The 21,546-nt window shown below is 62.4% G+C and carries 16 protein-coding genes, 1 pseudogene and 1 riboswitch; of the genes and pseudogenes, 10 read left to right on the top strand and 7 right to left on the bottom strand.

Features of this window, described 5'->3' with window-relative positions; translation table 11 throughout:
- Window positions 1–301 precede the first annotated feature (301 nt).
- A complete protein-coding gene (locus AC1DUB_RS25970; protein WP_477720250.1) occupies window positions 302–1,504 on the bottom strand; it encodes a threonine ammonia-lyase in 1,203 nt (400 codons plus the stop codon).
- A gap of 174 nt (window positions 1,505–1,678) precedes the next feature.
- On the opposite strand from AC1DUB_RS25970, the gene AC1DUB_RS25965 reads away from it, so the two are divergent.
- Window positions 1,679–4,048 carry an ATP-binding protein gene (locus AC1DUB_RS25965; protein WP_477732014.1) on the top strand — a complete coding sequence of 790 codons (2,370 nt, stop codon included), beginning with the start codon at window positions 1,679–1,681 and terminating at the stop codon, window positions 4,046–4,048.
- Between the two features lie 8 nt (window positions 4,049–4,056).
- On the opposite strand, the gene AC1DUB_RS25960 is transcribed toward AC1DUB_RS25965, so the two are convergent.
- From AC1DUB_RS25960 to AC1DUB_RS25950, 3 genes are all read right to left on the bottom strand, one after another.
- Window positions 4,057–5,802: a sensor domain-containing diguanylate cyclase gene (locus tag AC1DUB_RS25960; protein WP_477732013.1), complete on the bottom strand. Its 1,746-nt coding sequence runs from the start codon at window positions 5,800–5,802 to the stop codon at window positions 4,057–4,059.
- A gap of 143 nt (window positions 5,803–5,945) precedes the next feature.
- The gene (gene recQ, locus AC1DUB_RS25955) at window positions 5,946–7,838 is read right to left on the bottom strand and encodes a DNA helicase RecQ (protein ID WP_477732012.1); all 1,893 of its coding nucleotides are present in this window, start codon (window positions 7,836–7,838) and stop codon (window positions 5,946–5,948) included.
- 91 nt (window positions 7,839–7,929) lie between these two features.
- Window positions 7,930–8,322, bottom strand: a complete 393-nt coding sequence (locus AC1DUB_RS25950; RefSeq protein WP_477732011.1) for a rhodanese-like domain-containing protein — start codon at window positions 8,320–8,322, stop codon at window positions 7,930–7,932.
- A gap of 409 nt (window positions 8,323–8,731) precedes the next feature.
- Here AC1DUB_RS25950 and AC1DUB_RS25945 point away from each other — a divergent pair, with 409 nt between their 5' ends.
- On the top strand, window positions 8,732–9,778 hold the full coding sequence (locus tag AC1DUB_RS25945; RefSeq protein WP_477732010.1) for a homocysteine S-methyltransferase family protein: 1,047 nt from the start codon (window positions 8,732–8,734) through the stop codon (window positions 9,776–9,778).
- Between the two features lie 71 nt (window positions 9,779–9,849).
- Here the strand turns inward: AC1DUB_RS25945 and AC1DUB_RS25940 are convergent, their stop codons facing one another.
- Window positions 9,850–10,488 carry a cyclic nucleotide-binding domain-containing protein gene (locus AC1DUB_RS25940; RefSeq protein ID WP_477732009.1) on the bottom strand — a complete coding sequence of 213 codons (639 nt, stop codon included), beginning with the start codon at window positions 10,486–10,488 and terminating at the stop codon, window positions 9,850–9,852.
- Between the two features lie 33 nt (window positions 10,489–10,521).
- Window positions 10,522–10,614, top strand: a riboswitch (S-adenosyl-L-homocysteine riboswitch).
- Window positions 10,615–10,631: 17 nt separating this feature from the next.
- On the opposite strand from AC1DUB_RS25940, the gene metH reads away from it, so the two are divergent.
- Window positions 10,632–13,451 carry a methionine synthase gene (metH, locus tag AC1DUB_RS25935; RefSeq protein ID WP_477732008.1) on the top strand — a complete coding sequence of 940 codons (2,820 nt, stop codon included), beginning with the start codon at window positions 10,632–10,634 and terminating at the stop codon, window positions 13,449–13,451.
- Between the two features lie 242 nt (window positions 13,452–13,693).
- Window positions 13,694–14,512: a glycine zipper 2TM domain-containing protein gene (locus AC1DUB_RS25930; protein WP_477732007.1), complete on the top strand. Its 819-nt coding sequence runs from the start codon at window positions 13,694–13,696 to the stop codon at window positions 14,510–14,512.
- Between the two features lie 103 nt (window positions 14,513–14,615).
- On the opposite strand, the gene AC1DUB_RS25925 is transcribed toward AC1DUB_RS25930, so the two are convergent.
- Window positions 14,616–14,843, bottom strand: coding sequence for a hypothetical protein (locus AC1DUB_RS25925; protein ID WP_477732006.1), 228 nt, complete (start codon window positions 14,841–14,843; stop codon window positions 14,616–14,618).
- Between the two features lie 136 nt (window positions 14,844–14,979).
- Here AC1DUB_RS25925 and AC1DUB_RS25920 point away from each other — a divergent pair, with 136 nt between their 5' ends.
- The 4 genes from AC1DUB_RS25920 (at window position 14,980) to AC1DUB_RS25905 (ending at window position 17,964) form a co-directional block, all read left to right on the top strand.
- Window positions 14,980–15,696 (top strand): Crp/Fnr family transcriptional regulator, encoded by a 717-nt coding sequence (locus tag AC1DUB_RS25920; protein WP_477732005.1) that lies wholly within the window; start codon window positions 14,980–14,982, stop codon window positions 15,694–15,696.
- A 214-nt stretch (window positions 15,697–15,910) separates the two neighbouring features.
- Window positions 15,911–16,738 (top strand): Crp/Fnr family transcriptional regulator, encoded by an 828-nt coding sequence (locus tag AC1DUB_RS25915; protein ID WP_477732004.1) that lies wholly within the window; start codon window positions 15,911–15,913, stop codon window positions 16,736–16,738.
- Window positions 16,739–16,865: 127 nt separating this feature from the next.
- Complete coding sequence (locus tag AC1DUB_RS25910) at window positions 16,866–17,348, top strand: basic helix-loop-helix domain-containing protein (RefSeq protein WP_477732003.1); 483 nt, start codon at window positions 16,866–16,868, stop codon at window positions 17,346–17,348.
- A gap of 58 nt (window positions 17,349–17,406) precedes the next feature.
- A complete protein-coding gene (locus tag AC1DUB_RS25905) occupies window positions 17,407–17,964 on the top strand; it encodes a hypothetical protein (RefSeq protein ID WP_477732002.1) in 558 nt (185 codons plus the stop codon).
- A gap of 75 nt (window positions 17,965–18,039) precedes the next feature.
- On the opposite strand, the pseudogene AC1DUB_RS25900 reads toward AC1DUB_RS25905, so the two are convergent.
- Window positions 18,040–18,645: pseudogene (locus AC1DUB_RS25900) on the bottom strand (ATP-binding protein); the annotation flags it as partial.
- 70 nt (window positions 18,646–18,715) lie between these two features.
- On the opposite strand from AC1DUB_RS25900, the gene AC1DUB_RS25895 reads away from it, so the two are divergent.
- The gene (locus tag AC1DUB_RS25895) at window positions 18,716–19,891 is read left to right on the top strand and encodes a tyrosine-type recombinase/integrase (protein WP_477732001.1); all 1,176 of its coding nucleotides are present in this window, start codon (window positions 18,716–18,718) and stop codon (window positions 19,889–19,891) included.
- Window positions 19,888–21,546 carry a hypothetical protein gene (locus AC1DUB_RS25890; protein WP_477732000.1) on the top strand — a complete coding sequence of 553 codons (1,659 nt, stop codon included), beginning with the start codon at window positions 19,888–19,890 and terminating at the stop codon, window positions 21,544–21,546. The genes AC1DUB_RS25895 and AC1DUB_RS25890 overlap by 4 nt, the downstream gene beginning before the upstream one ends.

Here is a 21,546-nt window from a genome sequence, read left to right as displayed (position 1 = left end):
GGGTGAAAACAGCGCCAATCAAGGCGCGCGACGACGCCCAGACCGGGCGTCTGGGCTAGGAGCGCAACGCAGAGTGGCGCTGTTTTCACCCCATTCCCTTCGGGTTGCGATCAAAAAGGCCCTGCGCGGCGTTGCAAAGCCTTGGCGGGGTCTACCCCGCCTGCGTTTTGCGCCTTGCTCATGGCCTTTTTGACTCGCAACGCATCTTGCATAAATAGCGTTCACAGGCCCTAGTCCGGCGAGTCCCCTCCCGCCAGCGGCAGCGGCAGCGGGACGGTGGCGGTCATGGGGCGGCGGACGCTCAGTGCTGCTCGGACGCCTCAAAACCGGCCGCGGCCAGCGCCGCCAGCACCTGCGCGATGTGCTCGCGCCCGCGTGTCTGGATCACCAGTTCAATCTCCACGTTCTGGACCGACAGCGTGGTGAAGGCGCGCTGGTGGTGTACCTCGTCGATGTTGGCGCCCGCGTCGGCCACGGTCGCGGTGATCCTGGCCAGCGAGCCCGGCACATCCCGCACACTGGCCTTGATGCGGGCCAGCCGTCCGGCACGCACCATGCCGCGCTCGATGATGGCCGCCAGCAGCAGCGGGTCGATATTGCCGCCGCACAGCACCAGCCCGACCTTCTTGCCGGCAAAACGCGCCGGGTATTTGAGCAGCGCCGCCAGCCCGGCTGCGCCCGCACCCTCGACCAGGGTTTTTTCAATTTCCAGCAGCATCACCATGGCCTGCTCGATATCCCCTTCATCGACCAGCACCAGGTCGTCCACCAGCTTTGCAATGATGGCCTGCGGGATCACCCCGGGCGTGCCCACGGCGATGCCCTCGGCAATGGTGCTGGTGCCCTGCGGGTGTCGCGTGCCCTTGACGGCGTTGACCATGGCCGGGAAGCGCGAGGTCTGCACCCCCACGATTTCAATCTCGGGCTTCAGGGCCTTGGCGGCGGTGGCCATGCCCGCGATCAGCCCGCCGCCGCCCACGGCGACGACCAGCGTGTCCAGGCTGGGGACGGCGTGCAGCATTTCCAGCCCGACGGTACCCTGACCCGCCACGATGGCTTCGTCGTCATAGGGGTGCACAAAGACCAGGCCCTCGCGCTCGGCCAGCATCAGCGCATGGGCGCGCGACTCCTCGAGCGTGTCGCCATGCAGCACCACCTCCGCGCCAAAGCCGCGGGTGCGCTCGGTCTTCACGCCCGGGGTAAAGCGCGGCATCACGATGACGGCGCGCAGGCCCAGGCGCTGGGCATGATAAGCCACACCCTGAGCATGGTTGCCGGCGCTCATGGCGATCACGCCGCGGCGCCGTTCGTCGCCTGAGAGTTGCGCAAGTTTGTTGCACGCGCCACGCTCCTTGAAAGAGGCCGTGTACTGCAGGTTTTCAAACTTCAGGTAGATCTGCGCGCCGGTCAGCTGCGACAGCGTCTTCGACTCGACGCAGGGGGTGTCCAGCAAATGGCCCTGCAGGCGCTGGGCGGCTTGTTCAATATCGATCAGACTGAGCATGAAAGTTCTCCTGGGCAGATTGTGTGCCCTGAACGTGTTATTTTCTGCTGCATGTGTGGCACATTTCACATGACGGTCTTCAAGTAGCGTCTTCCATGATGCTTCAAGCTGCGTTATGGTGTGTATTTAGGGCAGGGTTTGCGTCAAAGGTTTTTGCAAACTGGAGGTTTGTCCATGAGCAAGCGTTCCGCGAGTGAGCAGCAGTGGCTGTTGTCTCCCGGCCTGAAAGAAGCGCCGGTGCTCGATCTCATGTGCTCGCACTTTGTGCTGACCCTGGCCGCCCGCCAGGGCGCCAAGTTCAATGTACGGCGCGACCTCAACAGCCTGCTGTCCTTGTCGGGGCGCCACCTGGTCTGGCCGCTGCCGGCGATGCAGCGCCTGCGTGAATTTCTGGGGCGCCGCTGCAAGGACAACGAACTGTGGCGCGGCCACGAAACCCTGAGCGACGCCGAGTTCATGGCGCGCCACGGCGCCTGGCGCGGTCCGTATGAAGAGGGCACGCTGTTCTTCTACCTGGATGAACACGCCAAGGACCAGCCCAAGGATTTGCTGTCCGTGCTGGCCGCCACCGGCGAGTGGCTGACGCACGCGCTGAAAAAGCAGTCCACGCTGGTCGAGAAAAACATCGATGCGCTGGCCAACCTGCTGCAGCTCAACCGGGCCGAGCGCGCGCTGCTGCTGTATGGCACGCTGGCACGCTACCAGCGCGACCTGCGCTCGCTGCTGGTCGAGTTCAAGGTCAGCAACGCGCCCGAGGCCTATGCCGCCATCGCCGACGTGGCCGGCGTCAAGGCACCCGAGGTGGCCGAGGCGCTACGCGCCGGCTCGCGGCTGGAGCGCATCGGCATGGTCGAAAACCTGATTTCCGAACACAACATCACGGACCTGGCCGACTTGATGAAGGTCAGCGAAAAGCTGCCGCCCGTGCTGATGCGCGAATACCGCGATCAGAACGAGTTGATGGCGGTCTTCACCCGGCCCGCTGCACGCAGCAGCCTCGGTCTCGCGGACTTTGCCTTTGTGCAGGACGACGCCCAGGTGCTGGTGTCCCTGCTGCGCAATGCGGTCGCCGCCCGGGAGCAGGGCGTCAATGTGCTGCTCTACGGACCGCCCGGCACCGGCAAGACCGAACTGGCCAAGGTGGTGGCGCATGCTGCCGGGCTGGACCTGTTTGAAGTCGAATATGCCGACCGCGACGGCAACTCGCTGAGCGGGCGCGACCGCTACCGGTCGCTGCAAATCGCCCAGGTGTTCCTGAAGGGCAGCACGCATTCCGCCCTGCTGTTCGACGAGGTGGAGGACGTGTTCCCGCCGATTTCCAGCGAAGCCGCGCAGTTCATGGCGCGCTCCGAACAGTTGGCGCCCGCCAGTGCCGCCAACGGCTCGGTCAGCGGCAAGGCCTGGGTCAACCAGATCCTGGAGTCCAACACCGTGCCCACGCTCTGGGTGACCAACCGCATCGAGCAGATCGACCCGGCCTTCCGCCGCCGCTTTGCCTACCACCTCGAGCTTCGCTCGCCGCCGCCCGGTGCGCGCGAGGGTGTGGTGCGCAAGACGCTGGAAGGCGTGCAGGTCAGCGAGGCGTTTGTGCAGAAACTCACCGCGCGCAAGGGCCTGACGCCGGCGCAGATACGCACGGCAGTGCGGTTTGCCCAGCTGGCCAGCGCGCCACCGGACAAGATGGATGCCCAGGCCGATGCCGAGGGGCTGAAAGCCCTTCTGGCGGGCGGCCGGCCCGCCCTGATGGAGTCGCTGATCGAGCGGCAACTCAAGAACGCCGATGTCGCACTGGGCAATCCGGCGGAAGCGGCGGGCCGTCGCAGCGTGACGACTTACGACCTGGCGATGCTGCATGTCGAGTCCCGTTTTGAGGTGCCGCGCATCGTCGAGGCGCTGAAAAGCCGGGGCCACGGCTGCCTGTGCTTTTACGGCGCGCCCGGAACCGGCAAAACCGCGCTGGCCGAACACATCGCCAAAACGCTGGACCAGCCGCTCATCATCAAGCAGGCCAGCGATTTGATGAGCAAGTACGTGGGCGAGACCGAGCAGAACATGGCGGCCATGTTTCGCGAGGCCGAGGCCGAGAAGGCCGTGCTGCTGCTCGATGAGGCCGACAGCTTTCTGCAGGACAGGCGCGGCGCCCAGCGCACCTACGAGGTGACCGAGGTCAATGAAATGCTGCAGGGCATGGAGCGCTATGCCGGCATCTTCATCTGCACCACCAACCTGATGGACAGCCTGGACCAGGCCGCCTTGCGGCGCTTTACCTTCAAGATCAAGTTCATGCCGCTGACGCGCGAGCAGCGCGAAAAGATGTTCGTGGTCGAAGCGCTGGCCGGCGATGCCGCGTTGCTCACCGCCGCCTTGCAGGAGAGGCTGGGCAAGCTGTCACAGCTGTGCCCTGGTGACTTTGCGGCCGTCAAACGCCAGATTGACATCCTGGGCGCCGTGTTCGGCCCTGACGAATTCATGAGCCAGCTCGAAGCCGAGCACCGTATCAAGCCCGAAGTGCGGGAGTCGCGCAACATGGGCTTTTTGCACTGATCAGCATTTCAGAATTTGACGAGCCGGATGGTTTTGCGTGAGCCATGGTCCATGCCCGTGACGGCCTGCACCATGTGCGCCAGGCAGCTGTCCGCTTCCGGCTGTGCCGCGCTGGCCCGGCCGCCCAGATGCCCGACGGCAATGTGAAACTGCAGGGGTTCCGCATCGGGCAGCTGGTTCGAATGCCGCAGGCCGCTGGCGAGGATTTTGGTGGCCATGCCATTGGCGGCTTCCGCGCTGGTGGGCCCCTCCATCAGCAGGGCAAACTGGGCGTCCCCGATGCGCGCCACCGTGTCGCTCGAGCGGGCTGCCGCACCGATGCGCGCCGCCGCCATTACGACGGCACGATCCGCTGTCTCCTGGCCGTGGGTTTTCTGGAGACTGGCCAGGTTGGACAGGTTGACCAGCAGCATCCCGAAGGGCAGCTGGTGACGCTCGGCGGTGCTCAAGGCGTGTCGCAGCTTGGCCAGAAACACCCGTGCCGAGTGAAGGCCCGTGAGCGCGTCGTGGCTGTCGAGCCCTGAGGCGCGGGCCGTGAGGTTGCGGCGTTGCGAAACCCGGCGGTGCAGTCCATAAAACAGGATGGGCACTTCAATGGCAGAGCCCAGCAGCAGGGCGTAATCGCTCAGGAAGCTGGAGGGGATCACGCTCAGGTTGCGCAGCAGCGGGAAGGCGGCGGACAGCAGCACGGGCAGGAAGCCGGCGGCCACCCAGCGCGTGTGATAGTCGCCGGCGACCAGCGCCACCCCGACGACAGTGAAGAGCACAGCCATGCTCAGGCCGATCAGGCTGTTCATCACCAGGTAGCTCGTTGGTGTGGGTGCTACCGCGTCAACCAGGCCCCCCAGCGGGAGCAGGATCATCAGCGCCAGCATGGCCAGGTCCAGGGTGCGGGTAAAACGCCGGGGCAGGGTCACCGTTCGCACAAACCACATGGCACTGGCGGCCGCAGAGGGCAACAGCAGCACGGTGGCCATGCTGGAGTTGGACCATTCCGGCCACCAGTACAGCCCGGCCACGCCGGTGAAGGAGGCCTGCGATGCCGCAAACGTTGCGATGTACAGGGCGTAGGTGCCAAAACCCGCATCCCGGTAAGTCAGCGCATTGGCCAGCGCCAGCGTGATCACCAGCGCGGCCAGGCCAAAATAAATGCCCAGCACCAGGTGTTCCGCCTGGCTGGCGTTGATGAGCTGCACGTCGCTCACAATGCGCGGCAGCGCCGAATAGGGCACGCGGGGATGGCGTATCTGCACGTAGTAACGCACGGGCTTGCCGGCCTCGGGGCTCAGGCTGAAGATGGGATAACGCCCCGGCTGCGCCCACTGGCTCATCGCCCGGGTGTCACCGGCCTGTTGCGTGACCCATTGGCCTGCCGCATCACGGTAGTAGAGGCTGACGTCGTCCACGCCGGGCAGTGGCACGGTGAGCCGCCAATGCGCATCCGGCTTCTGGCTGGCGGCATCAAAACGCAACCACAGCGAGCCGTTTTCGATCAGGTGGCGTTGACCGTGCACCACCGGCGCAAACGGCAGGCCAGGCTGGTTGTCGAGTTGTTCGACCGTGAACCGGCCGTTGGTGTCGAGCAGGAACTCCAGCGATGGATCGAGGTTGACGGGACGGGTGTCAGCGTGCAGCACCAGAACAGGCGCTGGCGTCGGCGCTGCCTGGGCATGCGCCGCCTGCATGGCCGTGGCGACCAGCAAGGCAAGCAGCAAGGCAGGCAGTAAGGCAGGCAGATAGAGCCAGGCGAGCATTCCGCGCGTTGCTGTGCGACTGGATCTGTGGCGCATGCGGCCTGTTTTCATTGGACTCATTTTTTGTTGGAGGGCTAAAGGCTATCGGCCGGCCGGCCGGCTTGCCTGTCTGCAGCGGCATGCCGGATGCCGGAGCGCCTTGCTCACGGCGACGTGCAGACCCGCAGTACCTCGGCGCCATAAGCCTCCAGCTTCTTCGCGCCGATGCCGCTGATTCCTTCCAGGTCGCGCAGGCTCTGCGGTGCCCGCTCGGCAATGGCGCGCAGTGTGGCGTCGTGAAAAATCACAAACGCCGGCAAGTTGTGTTCGCGCGCCACCTCGGCGCGCCAGGCCTTGAGGCTGGCCAGCCGCTCCAGCGCGCCGGCATTGAGCGCGGCTTCGGCCAGACCCTTGACGGAGGTCTTGGTCACGCGCTTGCGGCGGTCGGTTTTGCCGCCCAGGGCCTGCTCGCGCAGCACCACGCTGACTTCGCCCTTGAGCACCTGCCGCGCATCGGGCAGCAGTTGCAGGGTGCTGAAGGCTTCCGTGTCCACGCGGACCATGTTTTTCGCGATCAGCTGGCGCAGCACGCTGCGCCACTGCGCCTCGGCCAGATCGGTGCCAATGCCGAAGGTGCTGAGCTTGTCGTGGCCGTATTGGGCCACCTTCTCGGTGGCCTTGCCGCGCAGGATGTCCATGATGTGGCCGGCGCCAAAACTGATGCCGCTGGCCTGCTGCACGCGGTAGATGCAGCTGAGCATCTTGCGGGCGGCCTCGGTGGCGTCCCATACGGCCGGCGGGCTGAGACAGTTGTCGCAGTTGCCGCAAGGCCGGCTTTCCTCGTCAAAGTAATGCAGCAGGCTGACGCGGCGGCAGCGCGTGTCTTCGGCCAGGCTCAACAGTGCATCGAGCTTGCCGCGCATCACCTGCTTGAACTCTTCGCTGGCGGCCTCGCTGGTGTCTATCATGCGGCGCTGGTTCACCACATCCTGCAGGCCGTAGACCATCCAGGCGTTGGCGGGCAGTCCATCACGGCCGGCCCGGCCCGTTTCCTGGTAGTAGCCCTCGATGTTTTTCGGCATGTCCAGGTGCGCGACAAAGCGCACGTCGGGCTTGTCAATGCCCATGCCGAAGGCAATCGTCGCCACCATGACGATGCCGTCCTCACGCAGGAAGCGGTCTTGCCGCTGCTGGCGCAGCGAGGCGTCCAGCCCGGCGTGGTAGGCCAGCGCCTTCAGGCCGGCATCCTGCAGGGTTTCGGCGATTTCCTCCACGCGCTTGCGGGACTGGCAATACACAATGCCGGCCTCGCCCTCATGCTCGGACTCGATGAAGCGCAGCAGCTGGCGCGTCGGGTCGGCTTTTTCAACGATGGTGTAGCGGATGTTGGGCCGGTCAAAGCTGCTGACAAACTCGCGCGCATCTTCGAGTTTGAGCCGCTCTATCATGTCCTGCCGCGTCAGGGCGTCGGCGGTGGCCGTGAGCGCGATGCGCGGCACATCGGGAAAGGTCTCGTGCAGCAGGCTCAGGGAGCGGTATTCGGGCCGGAAATCATGGCCCCACTGGCTCACGCAATGCGCCTCGTCAATCGCAAACAGGCTGAGCAGGCCGCGCTCGTGCAGCGAGGCCAGCAGGCCCTTCATGCGCGGCGTGTTGATACGTTCGGGCGCCGCATACAGCAGCGTCAGTTCGTTGCGCAGCAGCTGTTTTTCAAGCTGGCTGCTTTCTTCAAAGCTTTGCGTTGAATTCAAAAACGCGGCGGACACGCCGGCTTCGTGCAGCGCGCCGACCTGGTCGTGCATCAGCGCAATCAGCGGCGAAATCACCACCGTCACGCCATGGCCGGCGTTTTGCCGCACGATGGCCGGGATCTGGTAACACAGCGACTTGCCGCCGCCGGTCGGCATCAGCACCAGCGCGTCGCCGCCTTGCACCACGTGGTCCACGATGGCTTCCTGCGGGCCGCGGAAATCGGAGTAGCCAAAGACCTGACCCAGAACGTCCAACGGGGTCGGCCGCGATGAAGACCGGGATGAAGAAACAGGCAATGAAGACAAGAGGATGTTCAGGAGGCTGGGTTGCTATAAAAGTGATAGCCAATGGTTCAGATGAAGCCAAGGCTGGCGGCTGATTTGATGCCAAATGCAGCTACATCTGCTCCCAGGGCAGGCCGTCAAAGCGCCAGCCCGAGAGTGTTGATCGGCGAAACTGCTCGTCAAGCTCCCCTTCAAAGCCATGCACCACATGCTGCACGTCGGAAAATCCGGCGGCCTCCAGCGCCTTGCCGGCATCCAGCGTGCGCTTGCCGGAGCGGCAGATCAGCAACACCGGCTGGTTTTTGCCGGAGGCCTCGCGAACCACAGCTTCGGCAAATCTCTGCGGATCAGGCTGCAGGTCGGGGTATTCATACCACGGCACATGGACCACACCGGGCGGGCGGCCGACATACAGCGACTCGATTTCCATGCGCACGTCCACGAACAGGGTGTCGGGGTGCGCCTGCAGCCAGGTCCAGGCTTCTTTGGGTTGGAGGTTTTTCATGTGCGGTGAGCCAATGCCCGCTATTGTCGTCTAAGGCCCCCACGCTTTTCACTTCGTGTAATGCGCGAGGCCTTGCAGGCCGCGGCTCGCGGGACGCTTCGCCTCTGTCGCCTGTCCAATCCTGCTCAAGCAGGATTGGAGCCGCAGGCTCCAGCCCCTCGGGGGGCGCTGCGCCTGCGGCCCGGCGAAGCCGGTTCCGCGGCCCCTGCTGGTGGAATAGAGCCCCCACGCTCCCCACTGCATGTGGTTCGCTGCCCCCCGAGGGGGCGCTGCGCCTGCGGTCTGGCGAAGCCAGTCCCGCGGCCCCGGCTGGTGCAGAGCTCTTGCGAAGGGTAGGGCGGCTCTGGCGGAAAACAGGGACGCTATTCAGGAGCCTGCTGAAAAAACCGCCGCACCTTAAAATCGGGGCATGAAGCCAATCATCTACACCCGCGGACAGCAACTGCCAGCCATCCTGGAACAACGCATAGCCATCCTCGACGGCGCGATGGGCACCATGATCCAGCGCTTCAAGTTGAACGAAGCCCAGTACCGCGGCGAGCGCTTCAAGGATTTTCACAAAGACGTCAAGGGCAACAACGAACTGCTCAGCCTGACCCGTCCCGACGTGATCCGCGACATCCATGAAGGCTACCTCGCCGCCGGCGCCGACATGATAGAGACCAACACCTTTGGCGCCACCACGGTAGCCCAGGCCGACTACGACATGGCGGACCTGGCCGTGGAGATGAACTACGAGTCGGCCCGCATCGCGCGTGCCGCCTGCGACAAGTTTTCCACGCCCGACAAACCGCGGTTCGTGGTGGGCGCCCTGGGCCCGACACCCAAAACCGCCAGCATCAGCCCCGATGTGAACGATCCGGGTGCGCGCAACACCAGCTTTGAAGAACTGCGCAAGGCTTATTACGAGCAGACCGAAGCGCTGGTCAAGGGCGGCAGCGATGTGCTGCTGGTCGAAACCATATTTGACACACTCAACGCCAAGGCGGCGCTGTTTGCGATAGACGAGTATTTCGACAATTCCGGCGAGTGCCTGCCCCTCATCATCAGCGGCACCGTCACGGACGCGTCGGGCCGCATCCTGAGCGGCCAGACCGTGACCGCCTTCTGGCACAGCGTGCGCCATGCCCGGCCGCTGGCGATTGGTCTGAATTGCGCGCTGGGCGCCACGCTGATGCGCCCCTATATCCAGGAGCTGGCACGCGTGGCCGGCGACACCTTCATCAGCTGTTACCCCAATGCCGGCTTGCCCAACCCCATGAGCGACACCGGCTTCGACGAAACGCCCGATGTGACCTCGCGCCTGCTGCGCGAGTTTGCCGACGAGGGGCTGGTCAACATCGTGGGCGGCTGCTGCGGTACCACGCCCGAGCATATCCAGGCCATTGCGAATGCGGTGGCGCCCCTGCCTTCACGGGCAGTCGCTTCCCGCTTCTTCTACCCCGAGGCGGCTTAGGCGGGCTTGGATCGCGGGCTGGCGGGCTCCGCGCTTTTTGCTTTTGTTCGCGTGAGGCGTCAGTCCGGGTGTCAGTCGTCCGGCAGCAGGTGATCGATTTCCTGCTGCATGGCCTGCGTGAGCTGGCTGTATTTCTTGAGTTTTTCGGTGGCGTCGCGCAGCCGCTCGGCAATCCGCAGCGACACCGCAAACATCAGCTTGGCCGCTGTGCGGGGCTCATCAATACTGAGTGTTTCGAGGGCGGCGCGTGACAAAATCGCACACCGCACGTCGGTGCTGGCCGTGCAGGACGCCAGCCGGGCCCGGCCATCGACCAGCCCCATCTCGCCAACCAGGCTGCCCGGCCCCAGCACCGACACGGTGACGGGCGTGCGGCGGCTGACCATGATGCTCTCCACGGTGACCTCGCCCTCGAGCACCAGCAGCATGTAGTCGGTTTCGCTTTTGTCCCCTTCGGCGATGAAGGTGGTGCCTGCGGCAATTTTTTGCGGAGCCATGTAGCTCACCACGGTGAGCGCCTCTTCGGGCGTGAGCTGCATCAGTGCCGTTGGCGCAATCAGCAGGCTGGCCGCCAGTTCGGCCGTGCTGGAGCCTTCAACCGCACGCATGCGTTCTTCTGGCCGCATCAGCTCGGGTGGACCGGTCGCCGCCTTTTTCTTGTCGCCAAACAGGGTTTCAAACATGGATTTTGCGGATTTATTGTGAGGCATGGCGCCGGCTGCTGCCTGCCCTTAAAATAATGGTAACCCAAGGAGCGTTGCAGCGAAGCATTCATTCGTCAGGCTTGGGTTACCGGCGCCTCCCCCGAGGCGCCGCAGCAACGACGCTCACCTTGAGCCCAAAAGGTGAGTGCATGTCCGAAATTCAAGATCCCATCGCTGTTCCTCCCATGAAACTGTCCGGCCTGGAGCCTGTGGCTATCGGGGAGGGCACGCTCTTTGTCAACATCGGCGAGCGTACCAATGTCACCGGCTCCAAGGCCTTTGCCCGCATGATTTTGAATGGCGAGTACGAGCAGGCCCTGGTCGTGGCGCGCCAGCAAGTGGAAAACGGTGCGCAAATCATCGACATCAACATGGACGAGGCCATGCTGGACAGCCAGGCCGCCATGGTGCGCTTTTTGAACCTGATCGCCAGCGAACCCGACATTGCCCGCGTGCCCATCATGATCGACAGCTCCAAGTGGAGCGTGATCGAGGCCGGCCTGCGCTGCATCCAGGGCAAGGGCATCGTCAACTCGATTTCCATGAAGGAGGGGCTGGAGCCCTTCAAGCACCAGGCCAAGCTGCTCAAGCGCTACGGCGCGGCGGCCGTGGTGATGGCATTTGACGAGCAGGGCCAGGCTGACACCTACCAGCGCAAGATCGAGATCTGCGAGCGTGCCTACCGCGTGCTGGTCGATGAGGTCGGTTTTCCGCCCGAAGACATCATCTTTGACCCCAATATCTTTGCCATTGCCACCGGCATTGAAGAGCACAACAACTACGCGGTCGATTTCATCAATGCCACACGCTGGATCAAGGCCAACCTGCCGGGCGCCAAGGTGTCGGGTGGCGTGTCCAACGTGAGTTTCAGCTTCCGCGGCAACGACCCGGTGCGTGAAGCCATTCACACGGTGTTTTTGTACCACGCGATCCAGGCCGGCATGGACATGGGCATCGTCAACGCCGGCATGGTGGGCGTCTATGACGACCTGGAGCCGACGCTGCGCGAGCGCGTCGAGGACGTGGTCCTCAACCGCCAGCCGGTTTACAAGCCGGGTGAGCCTGAACTCACACCCAGTGAGCGCCTCATCGAAGTCGCGGAAAGCGCCAAAAGCGGCGCCAGGGACGACAGCAAGAAAAACGAGTGGCGCGCGCTGCCGGTGCGCGAGCGCCTGTCGCACGCGCTGGTGCTGGGCATGAACGAGTTCATCACCGAAGACACCGAGGAAATGTGGCAGGCCATCAAGGCCGAAGGCGGCCGGCCGCTGCATGTGATCGAAGGCCCGCTGATGGACGGCATGAACGTGGTGGGTGACCTGTTCGGCCAGGGCAAGATGTTCCTGCCGCAGGTGGTCAAAAGCGCCCGGGTGATGAAGCAGGCGGTGGCGCATCTGCTGCCTTACATCGAAGCCGAAAAATTGCTGCTGGAAGCCGCCGGTGGCGACGTGAAGACCAAGGGCAAGATCATCATCGCCACCGTCAAGGGCGACGTGCACGACATCGGCAAGAACATCGTGACCGTGGTCCTTCAGTGCAATAACTTCGAAGTGGTCAACATGGGCGTGATGGTGCCCTGCCACGAGATCCTGGCGCGCGCCAAGGTCGAGGGTGCCGACATCGTGGGCCTGTCCGGCCTGATCACGCCCAGCCTGGAAGAGATGCAGTACGTAGCAAGCGAGATGCAGAAGGACGACCATTTCCGCATCAAGAAAATCCCGCTGCTGATAGGCGGCGCCACCACCAGCCGGGTGCACACGGCGGTGAAGATTTCCCCCCATTACGAAGGCCCGGTGGTCTATGTGCCCGATGCCTCGCGCAGCGTGAGCGTGGCGCAAAGCCTGCTGTCCGACCAGGCCACCAAATACATTGATGAGTTGAGGGCGGACTACGACAAGGTGCGCACCCAGCACGCCAACAAGAAGCAGACACCGATGTGGCCGCTGGCCAAGGCCCGCGCCAACAAAACGCCCATCGACTGGGCGAACTGCACGCCGCCCGTGCCCAAGTTCATCGGCCGGCGCGTCTTCAAAAACTTCGACCTGGCCGAGCTTGCGCAGTTCATCGACTGGGGCCCGTTTTTCCAGACGTGGGACCTGGCGGGCCCGTTCCCAGCCATCCTGAAGGACGAGGTGGTCGGTACCGAGGCGGTGCGGGTGTATGCCGACGCGCAACGCATGCTCAAGCGCCTGATCGAGGGCCGCTGGCTCACCGCCAGCGGGGTGATTGGCCTGTATCCTGCCAACAGCGTGGGCGACGACATCGAGATTTACACCGATGAGTCGCGCAGCGAGGTGGCCATGACCTGGTACGGCCTGCGCCAGCAGGCGGAGAAAACCGCGGTGGACGGCGTGATGCGGCCCAGCCGCTGCCTGGCCGACTTTGTCGCACCCAAGGTGCTCGCGCCTGATGTGATGGCCGCTCGCGCAGCTGCTGTCCCGGATTCGGGCCGGAAAGACGCTCGAATTGCCGACTACATCGGGCTCTTTGCCGTCACCGCCGGCCTGGGCGCCGAGAAGAAGGAGAAATACTTTCTTGACGACCATGATGACTATTCGTCCATCATGCTCAAGGCGCTGGCTGACCGGCTGGCAGAAGCATTTGCCGAGGCCATGCACCAGCGCGTGCGCAAGGATTTGTGGGGCTATGTGCCGGCCGAGTCGCTGGGCGCAGAAGCGCTGATCGCCGAAAAATACCAGGGCATCCGCCCGGCACCCGGCTACCCGGCCTGCCCGGACCACAGCGTCAAAGGCGATATGTTTGCGTTGCTCAAGGCGGGCGAGGTGGGCATGGCCCTCACCGAGAGCCTGGCCATGACGCCGGCGGCCAGCGTCAGCGGCTTTTACCTGAGCCATCCCGAAAGCACGTATTTCAACGTGGGCAAGATCGGTGACGACCAGCTGCAGGATCTGGCCCGGCGGCGCGGTGCAAAAGCGGAAGAATTGCAACGCTTGCTGGCGCCCAATTTGTGAGGCGGCAGGGCCGGCCAGGACGACACGAGGGCGGCCGGCTCCCGGCTGCGCTCCTACCGTCCTGTTTACCGTGTGTTTACCGCCGCATTGCCTGTATTTACAAAAAAACACGTGTCGTTGGCGCGGTCTGTGTACCTTTAGGCTGTCTCGGACGTTCATGAGTGAACGGCGAAGGGCACCAGCTTGCGTTCATGCAGCTTGCTGCCGTCCCGGGATCTGTTTAACAAAAGAAGGGATACCCCATGAACACCTCCGTCGATAACCTCCAGCCCGGCCAGCAACCGGCCTCGTCTGGCAGCAAGCCCTTGTGGGCCGCGATCGGCATACTCGGTGTGGCGGTGCTCGGCATGGGGGCCACCATGCTGTACAACCAGCGTGCCCAGCCCCCTGCTGCCAGTGTGGCGGCCGTGACGACACCCCAGGCCCCCGCCGCGCCGCAACTGGCCGGGCCTGCTGCTTCCGCCAATGCAGCCGACGACCTGATTGAAAAGCCGGCGGCTGCACCCGCCAAGCCTGCCGCTGCGCCCGCACCGGCCAAAAAAGTGGTCAAACCCCAACCCAAACCGGCTCCGGCACCGAGCTACTCGGGCGTTTCTCCCGCGCCGTCTGCCGCGCCGGCCCCCGTCATGGCGGCGGCACCAGCGGTGTGCGCGGTGTGTGGTTCCGTTGAATCGGTCACGCCGGTGGTACGTTCCGCCAAGCCGGCCGGCCCCGGCGTGGGCGCCGTGGCTGGTGGGGTGCTGGGTGCCGTGCTGGGCAACCAGGTGGGCCATGGCGGCGGACGGACTGCCGCCACCATCCTGGGCGCGGTCGGCGGCGGCTTTGCCGGCAATGCGATAGAAGGCCAGGTACGCAAGGAAACTGTCTACCAGGTCGGCGTGCACATGGAAGACGGGTCGCGCCGCACCGTGGAAGTGGCGCACGCGCCCGCAGTTGGCAGCCGTGTGACCGTGGAAGGCGCAACCCTGCGCACCAGCGATGGCGCAACCTACGGCCCTAAGCCGCCACCGGCGCCGGTGGCCGCGCAGCCTGCACCTGCACCGGAATACCAGGGGCGTTGATCAAGCCCGACAGGCTCCTGAACAGCATGACGGCGAGATCGGTGGCAATCCTGGCCATCTGACAGACCTGCAAGCCATCCCCCGCGTCAGGCGAAAGCTGCCATCAGCTTTCGCCTGGCGCTTTTTTTTGTCCCTGGACGGCGTCAGACATCGGGCACATCAGTCCGGCCAGGCTGTTGACAAGGCTAATTTTTAGCAGTATTACCCTCAAAAATAGCTTGAGTTTTTGGCGGGTTGCGCCTGGATTGAGCCAGGCGCAACCTGAGTCCGATTGGAGAGCGCTTTTTTCCGGCTGCCCGATCTCTTCTCTTGTATGTTCGGTATCGAACATATAAAGTCGAATAGGCGGCTTGTATGTGCGCTATCGAACATACAACATGGGGTCTGGCTGCATATAGTCCAAGGCGCTACCAAAAACCTCTGCCAGAGGTAGTTTTCGAAGTCAGACCCCGCCCCGGAGTTTTGTGATGGCCATTTCCCCCGACCCCAAAAAAAACCAGCTGCTCGCCGCCCTGCCAGACGCCGAGTGGAAGCGCTGGCTGCCGCAACTGGAAGTTGTCGAAATGCCGCTGGGCCAGGTGCTGTACGAGTCGGGTGGCACATTGAGCCACGTGTATTTTCCAACGACAGCCATCGTCTCTTTGCTGTATGTGATGGAAAACGGCGCCTCGGCCGAGATTGCCGTCGTGGGCAACGAGGGCGTCGTTGGCATTTCGCTGTTCATGGGCGGCGAGTCCACGCCCAGTCGTGCGGTGGTGCAAAGCGCTGGCCAGGGTTTTCGGCTGAAGGCGCAGTTGATGAAAGACGAGTTTAAAAAAACGCCGGTGCTGCACCTGATGCTGCGCTATACCCAGGCGCTGATCACGCAGATGGCGCAAACCGCGGTGTGCAACCGCCACCATTCGCTGGACCAGCAGCTGTGCCGCTGGCTGCTGCTGAGCCTGGACCGCCTGCAGGGCAACGAGTTGGTGATGACACAGGAGTTGATCGCCAACATGCTCGGCGTGCGCCGCGAAGGTGTGACGGAGGGCGCGCTCAAGCTGCAAAAGGCCGGGCTGATCAGCTATGCGCGCGGCCGCATCTCGGTGCTGGACCGCCAGGGGCTGGAAAATCGCACCTGCGAGTGCTATGCGGTGGTCAAGAAGGAATACGACCGGTTGCTGCCACGGCAGTTTGCGAGCTAAGGCAAGCCCTGAGCCGGGAGCAGCAGGGCCCTGCTCAACAGCCGCCTCAGGTCGGGCCACACACTGGCATCATCGCGCCGTGTGTGCGCTGGCATACAGTGGCGCGGCGGTGCGTGGCGCATACTCGGTACATCGACCTACACTGCATCTCGCAGCAGCGCGCCATGCTCGCCCCCGACACCTGAGAGGGCCGGCAGCACACCGGAGAGCCATTTTGGCCACCGTCCAGAACCATCTGATAGAGCGGCTTCCCCGCAAGGACCGCCTGCGGCTGCTGGCCATTTGCGAGCCCGTCCAGCTGGCGTTGTCCGAAGTGCTGTGCGAGCCCGGCACGCCAACGCGCCATGTCTACTTTCCCACCGAGGGCTTTATTTCGCTGGTGGCGCTGCTTGACGGCAGCCCCGGCGTGGAAGTGGGCATGGTGGGCCGCGAGGGCATGCTGGGCGCGCAGGTGGCCCTGGGCGTGGTCACCTCGCCCTTGCATGCGCTGGTGCAAGGCCCGGGTGCGGCCTGGCGCATAGGAACCGGCGCCTTCCGCACAGAGCTTGCAGGCAGTGCGGCACTGCAGCGCGGCCTCAATCACTACCTCTATGTGCTCATGGCCCAGCAGGCCGCATCGGCTGCGTGCCTGCGCTTTCACCTGATCGGCCCGCGCCTGGCGCGCTGGCTGCTGATGACCCAGGACCGTGCCCACTCCGACAGCTTTCATGTCACGCAAGCATTTCTCGCCTACATGCTCGGTGTGCGCCGCGTCGGCGTCACGGCGGCTGCCGGTGCTTTGCAGCGCAGCGGCCTCATCGAATACCACCGCGGCGACTTCAGGGTGCTGGACCGCAGCGGGCTCGAAGCCGCGGCATGTGGCTGTTATGCCGCTGGCCGGCAGTCCTATGCCGAACTGCTGGACGGCCCATCCCCGTCGCGCCGTAGGCCTTCAGGCCTTCAGGCCTGGTCCGGGGACGCTCGGCGGATCTCTGAAAGGGCGGTCGCTATTGCGGGAGGGGGCGAGCACCCGGGTTTGCCTGTTCCCGGTTTTGTTCGTTAGCGCACCGACGCACGGCTCGCGACTTGCTATAAGAAACCAGTGCGATATTGCCAGCCGTGTACCTGGTCGAGGCACCTGACCGCTGTTGCAGCGTGATGAATCAACCTAACTTAGTCCGAGGTGTGCCATGATCCACGCAAAACCTGATTGGGCGCCCGGGGCCGCGAACCTGGCGTACCTGGCGTCGACCATGCCGATTTCCGGGGGGGCCGGGCCAGACCCAAGGAGTCACCACGCCGGAGCTGCCGCCGCGATCAACATCCCTTTCGCCTGTGCCAGGGGCCATGACACTGACACAGTCGACGGTGTTGCCTTGCTTGCGGCAAGCGCATTGCTGCCCGGGCAGTCGCGCGAGATTGCGAACGATGACTGGGACGCCATGTTCCGCGCCGTCGAATCAAGGCTGAGGCAAACGGTAGGCGAGCGGCTTGCCGTCATGCCCGAGTTGCAGCCGCATCACGCAGCGGGTCGGGTTCAGGCCATAGTGCTGGAATGTGTGGAGGCGCTGGAGCAATTACACACGGCGCTGATGCGGGAACGCGATCGCTGCGGCCAGCTGGAACGGGAGCTGGCCCTCCTGAATGGCTCAGCGGCCCGGCCGCTTCCCTGAGCCGCAGCCTGTTCCGGGCGATCCGGTCACGCACTGAAATCACGGGAATCGCTGAGCCATGGGTACATCGATTGAGCAGGTGACGCAGGCGCCGGATGAAAAAAACGCCGGTCTCGCTGGCGATCGCGATTTCGCAGCGGTGCGTGCAGGGTGTCAGGCCTCAGGTGGGGCGGTGCGCGAGAGCGATCTCGCCGGCTGGCTGGAGAAGCGCCAGCTTGGAAATGCTGTGAGCCTGGCAAAGCTGATCATCTCGGGCAATATTTTTGGTTTTGAATGGCAGGGCAACTTCTGGATTCCGATGTTCCAGTTTGACTTTCGCGACCTGTCGATCAGGCAGGCGCCCCGGAAGGTGCGCGCCGAACTGGGGGGCGCGTTTGACTGCTTGGCGCTTGCCGTCTGGTTTGTCCAGCCTTGCGTCTGGTTGAACGGCCAAAGCCCCCTCGCCCTGCTGGAAGCGGACCTGCCGGCCGTCCTGGAAGCAGCGCGCAGCGAGCGCCTTGTTGCAACGGGTTGGAAGGGAAAGCCCGGTGCTTCGTTTGCCACGGCACTCCGGGGGCGGAGCCATCACGCACCTGCAGCCTCAGCGGAGGCTGCGGGTCCTGGCACTGGTGAATGACGCCCCGGCGCCACCCGGCCAGTAGTCTGCTGGCGTCGCGCGGCGCAGACCCGATCGCCCCCCCTCGCGCCAGGTTCAATGAGCGGCCTTGAGCGCGCGGCGGTACTGCACCGCCTCGGCTACATGCGTGACCTGCACCGTGGCCGCACCCGCCAGGTCCGCAATCGTTCTTGCCACCTTCAGGCACCGATGAATGCTGCGACCTGACCAGCCCAGCCGCGTGGCGGCGGTGTTCAGGAATTTCGCCGCCGCGTCATCGAGCTGGCATTGCGCATCAATTGCCTGGCCTTCCAGGGCCTGGTTGGTGCTGCCCTGCCGGGTGATGGCCCGCTCGCGGGCCTGGACCACCCGGCCCCGGATTGAGACGGTGCCCTCGCCGGGCGGCGTGTTCACCAGTTCATCGGCGGCCAGTGCACCGACTTCCACATGCAGGTCGATCCGGTCCAGCAGGGGGCCGCTGAGCTTGCCCTGGTAACGGGACACCTGGTCGGGCGAGCAGCGGCAGGCGCGCAGGCTGGAGCCGAGGTAGCCGCAGGGGCAGGGGTTCATGGCGGCGACCAGCTGAAAGCGCGCCGGAAACTCGGCGCGCTGTGCCGCCCGGGAAATCGTGATGGTGCCGGACTCCAGCGGTTCACGCAGCGCTTCCAGTGCGGCGCGCGGGAATTCAGGCATTACCTTCAACATACTGTACCGTACCTTTATTTACGCTCCAGCTCTCGTAACGTGGAGCCTTTTACAGCACCCGAAATTGATGTCCCACTTTAAGTTAGTTGAATTTACGCCTTCAGAGCGTTTCCGCACTAAGGAATTGCTCGAGCAACAAGCAGCTCAGCTTTTGCATTCCACGGGATTTGCCAAGGAAGTGAGTGACAGTTCAAATCTGAAGCTCTATTTTGAATCGCGGCTATTTTTTATCTTGAGTGATGGCTGCCCTGTGAAAGAAGCGTGCCTATTCCTAGCAAAGGTATCCCTACATAGTCGAAGTATCTGGGGTGATACAGGACAAACCTATGCCAAAAGCCTACTTCCTTGGCTCAAGTATTTGGCTGAACAGGGCTTGGAGGGCTTGGACCCCAAAGGAGCGACTGAAGAGGACTTCGCCGCCTATCGGCTTGAAATTGTCCGAGCTAAGAAATGGGCCTCAAGCACCGTCCATCTTCGGATACAGGTAGTTGGTTACTTCCATGCTTGGGGGCAGTCCACCGGCCGACTTAGAAGCTCGCTAGGTGCGTATTTCCTTGATCGTCTCGCGGGAAAAACTCCTGACCACCGCCGACCTTTGTCCCCAATTGTGAATCACGAGGAACCGAGGTACATCGGCATTGACGACTGGTTGAAAATTCGCACGCGGGCCAATCAGCCTTGGCGATTATTGTTTTCTTGGGCTATTTGCACCGGATTGCGACGAGCGGAGATTTGCAATCTTCGCCTTAAGGATCTGTCGTTTCTTCTTGAAAACATCAAAGCCAACGACGTGACGGCAAGAGTGAGAGTTACAAGAAAAGGGGGCAAATCCAAATGGGTTCACGTTCCGATACCTCTAATTCGCGAGTCCGCTTGGTGGGTTAAATGGGACCGTCCGGGGGGAAGTAACGGAGAGGAAAACGACTTCCTATTTTTGAATACCAATGGTGCCCCTATTGCACGAAATTACTTATCCCGCGCGTTTCGGGCGGTGGCAAACAGCGTTGGGTCACAAGCGACTCTTCATCATTTAAGGCACGCCTTCGCAATGATGGTACTGGACTGGTTACCTGAACTTGTTGATGATGGCGCCCCGTTGAACCCGATGAAGGTGTTGCAAGACCTGCTGGGCCATGCAGAACAGTCGACTAGCGAGATTTACATTCGCGCAAAGCGTGGCTTTTCAGCTGCAGCAGTACAGCATTTGGGGGAAACACTAATACCAGAGGAGTGGACCCCATGAGTGGCGGATTGAAAGTCGACCGCGTTTTCACGGTGTTGGATGCTCATGGCGACGTTCAATTGGAGCTAAGATTTCATGAGCTTCCAGTGGGAAAGCTGCTCCAAGAATCTTTCTACAGCGCATTCAAAGCACAATTTGGCCATCTCGAACCTTCAACGCTCAAGACGAACTTCTCCAGAGTAAAAGTCTTCTGCACATACCTGAAGGAGGCGCACCCGGAAGGTCTCGTAAATAAGCTCTCACCGGACGAGTTGCATGCTTTTGTCACTTGGCTTGCTAAAAGCGAACGGAAAAACACGACAAGCCAGCCCACACTCAATCTTGTCCGTATGTTGCTCGCATACGCAGCGCGAAACAATACTGGGGGCGTTCCAAGCGGTATCGATCTAACCGTGGTCGGATTCCGTTACGAGAAACAAGCGGCAGGCAAGGCCGTATCGTCTGAGACCAAAGTCAAGATCCTTGAGGCTTGCCGTCTAGATATTGAAGCGGCAGAGGGCAGGCTCAGGAAGGGGCGCGAGGCCATATCGGAAGCATTTAAAGGCAACCCGAGTGATTTGGGTGAAATACTTCGAGCACTCATTGACATTGGGCATGGTCGTTATGTCAATAAGGAAGAAATCCGCAAAGCTGCGCCAAAAATGTTCAATAAGGTGAAGCTTCTTGGAGCTCGTAACCTCTATTCGCATCTCTTTTTATCTCAAGAGCACATATTTCCGTTTTACTTGGCAATTCTTGCCGAAACGGGAGGCAATCGGGACGCAATACATCAGGTTAAGCGTGATTGCTTCATTCCTCATCCGACGAAACCAGACTTTGTTTTGTTCGTGTGGCAGAAAACGCGAGGGCATTCCGAGCAGTTCGCAGGATACTCGCTCAAGCGGGAGTGGTCTGCGGCAGGTCTCGTTAAAAAGCTGAAAGACCTCAATGAAAACCTCATTGCTCAGGCAAAGTTAAAAGATCAAGACAGTTTATTTATTGGGATGTCGACTCACGGGGTAGCGCGTCCATGCGCACAACATCTGCATCATATGCTCGATGCCTTTATTGAACGACACGGTCTGCCCAGGTTCACCTTTCGTGAACTCCGTCCAACTATTGCAGAAGAAGAATATTTGAAAAATGGAGATATTGAAGATGCGAGGCAGCGCTTAGGTCACAAACGCAGTAAAACGACGCAGGGTTATTTGAGTTCCTCCCTGATCAAGCGCCATCATGAAAGCAAGATTGTTAAATTTTCTGGAATGCTCGTTGCGAACGCCCGAGCGTTGACCCGAGAAAGTGACCTTGCACCAGTCTCTAAAGCTCAGCATGCGCCGACATTGTTCGGGTTCAACTGCAGAGATCCGTATTCGGGTTTAGCTCCAGGCAGTCAAAAGGGGCGAGCATGCGACAAATTCTATGGCTGCAGCACGTGCCCCGGATCGATAGTCGTACTCGATGACCCCAAACTCGTAGCAAAGCTTATTTGCACAGCTGCACACCTCCGCTGTGAGCAAAAGAGAGCAGTCGCAGATGGTTGGGGCATACGCTTCGAGAACCTGTACGCGCCAACTTTAAGAATTCTTGAAGTAGACATTCTGCCCCTCCTTACGACGGAGATGATCKCTGCTGCTCAAGGATTAATAGTTCCGCCCTTGCCTCGTTTGGAATAA

The sequence above is a fragment of the Polaromonas sp. P4_F9 genome (assembly GCF_056401235.1).
This window is presented reverse-complemented; position numbering and strand designations above follow the sequence as displayed.

Excerpts from the sequence above, each read along its gene's own strand:
- AC1DUB_RS25970 (WP_477720250.1), bottom strand. The coding sequence starts at position 1,504 with ATGCTCAGTCTGATCGATATTGAACAAGCCGCCCAGCGCCTGCAGGGC.
- AC1DUB_RS25910 (WP_477732003.1), top strand. The coding sequence starts at position 16,866 with ATGATCCACGCAAAACCTGATTGGGCGCCCGGGGCCGCGAACCTGGCG.
- metH (WP_477732008.1), top strand. The coding sequence starts at position 10,632 with ATGTCCGAAATTCAAGATCCCATCGCTGTTCCTCCCATGAAACTGTCC.
- AC1DUB_RS25925 (WP_477732006.1), bottom strand. The coding sequence starts at position 14,843 with ATGTTCGATACCGAACATACAAGAGAAGAGATCGGGCAGCCGGAAAAA.
- AC1DUB_RS25950 (WP_477732011.1), bottom strand. The coding sequence starts at position 8,322 with ATGAAAAACCTCCAACCCAAAGAAGCCTGGACCTGGCTGCAGGCGCAC.
- AC1DUB_RS25940 (WP_477732009.1), bottom strand. The coding sequence starts at position 10,488 with ATGCCTCACAATAAATCCGCAAAATCCATGTTTGAAACCCTGTTTGGC.
- AC1DUB_RS25965 (WP_477732014.1), top strand. The coding sequence starts at position 1,679 with ATGAGCAAGCGTTCCGCGAGTGAGCAGCAGTGGCTGTTGTCTCCCGGC.
- AC1DUB_RS25920 (WP_477732005.1), top strand. The coding sequence starts at position 14,980 with ATGGCCATTTCCCCCGACCCCAAAAAAAACCAGCTGCTCGCCGCCCTG.
- AC1DUB_RS25960 (WP_477732013.1), bottom strand. The coding sequence starts at position 5,802 with ATGCTCGCCTGGCTCTATCTGCCTGCCTTACTGCCTGCCTTGCTGCTT.
- AC1DUB_RS25905 (WP_477732002.1), top strand. The coding sequence starts at position 17,407 with ATGGGTACATCGATTGAGCAGGTGACGCAGGCGCCGGATGAAAAAAAC.
- AC1DUB_RS25895 (WP_477732001.1), top strand. The coding sequence starts at position 18,716 with ATGTCCCACTTTAAGTTAGTTGAATTTACGCCTTCAGAGCGTTTCCGC.
- AC1DUB_RS25945 (WP_477732010.1), top strand. The coding sequence starts at position 8,732 with ATGAAGCCAATCATCTACACCCGCGGACAGCAACTGCCAGCCATCCTG.
- AC1DUB_RS25930 (WP_477732007.1), top strand. The coding sequence starts at position 13,694 with ATGAACACCTCCGTCGATAACCTCCAGCCCGGCCAGCAACCGGCCTCG.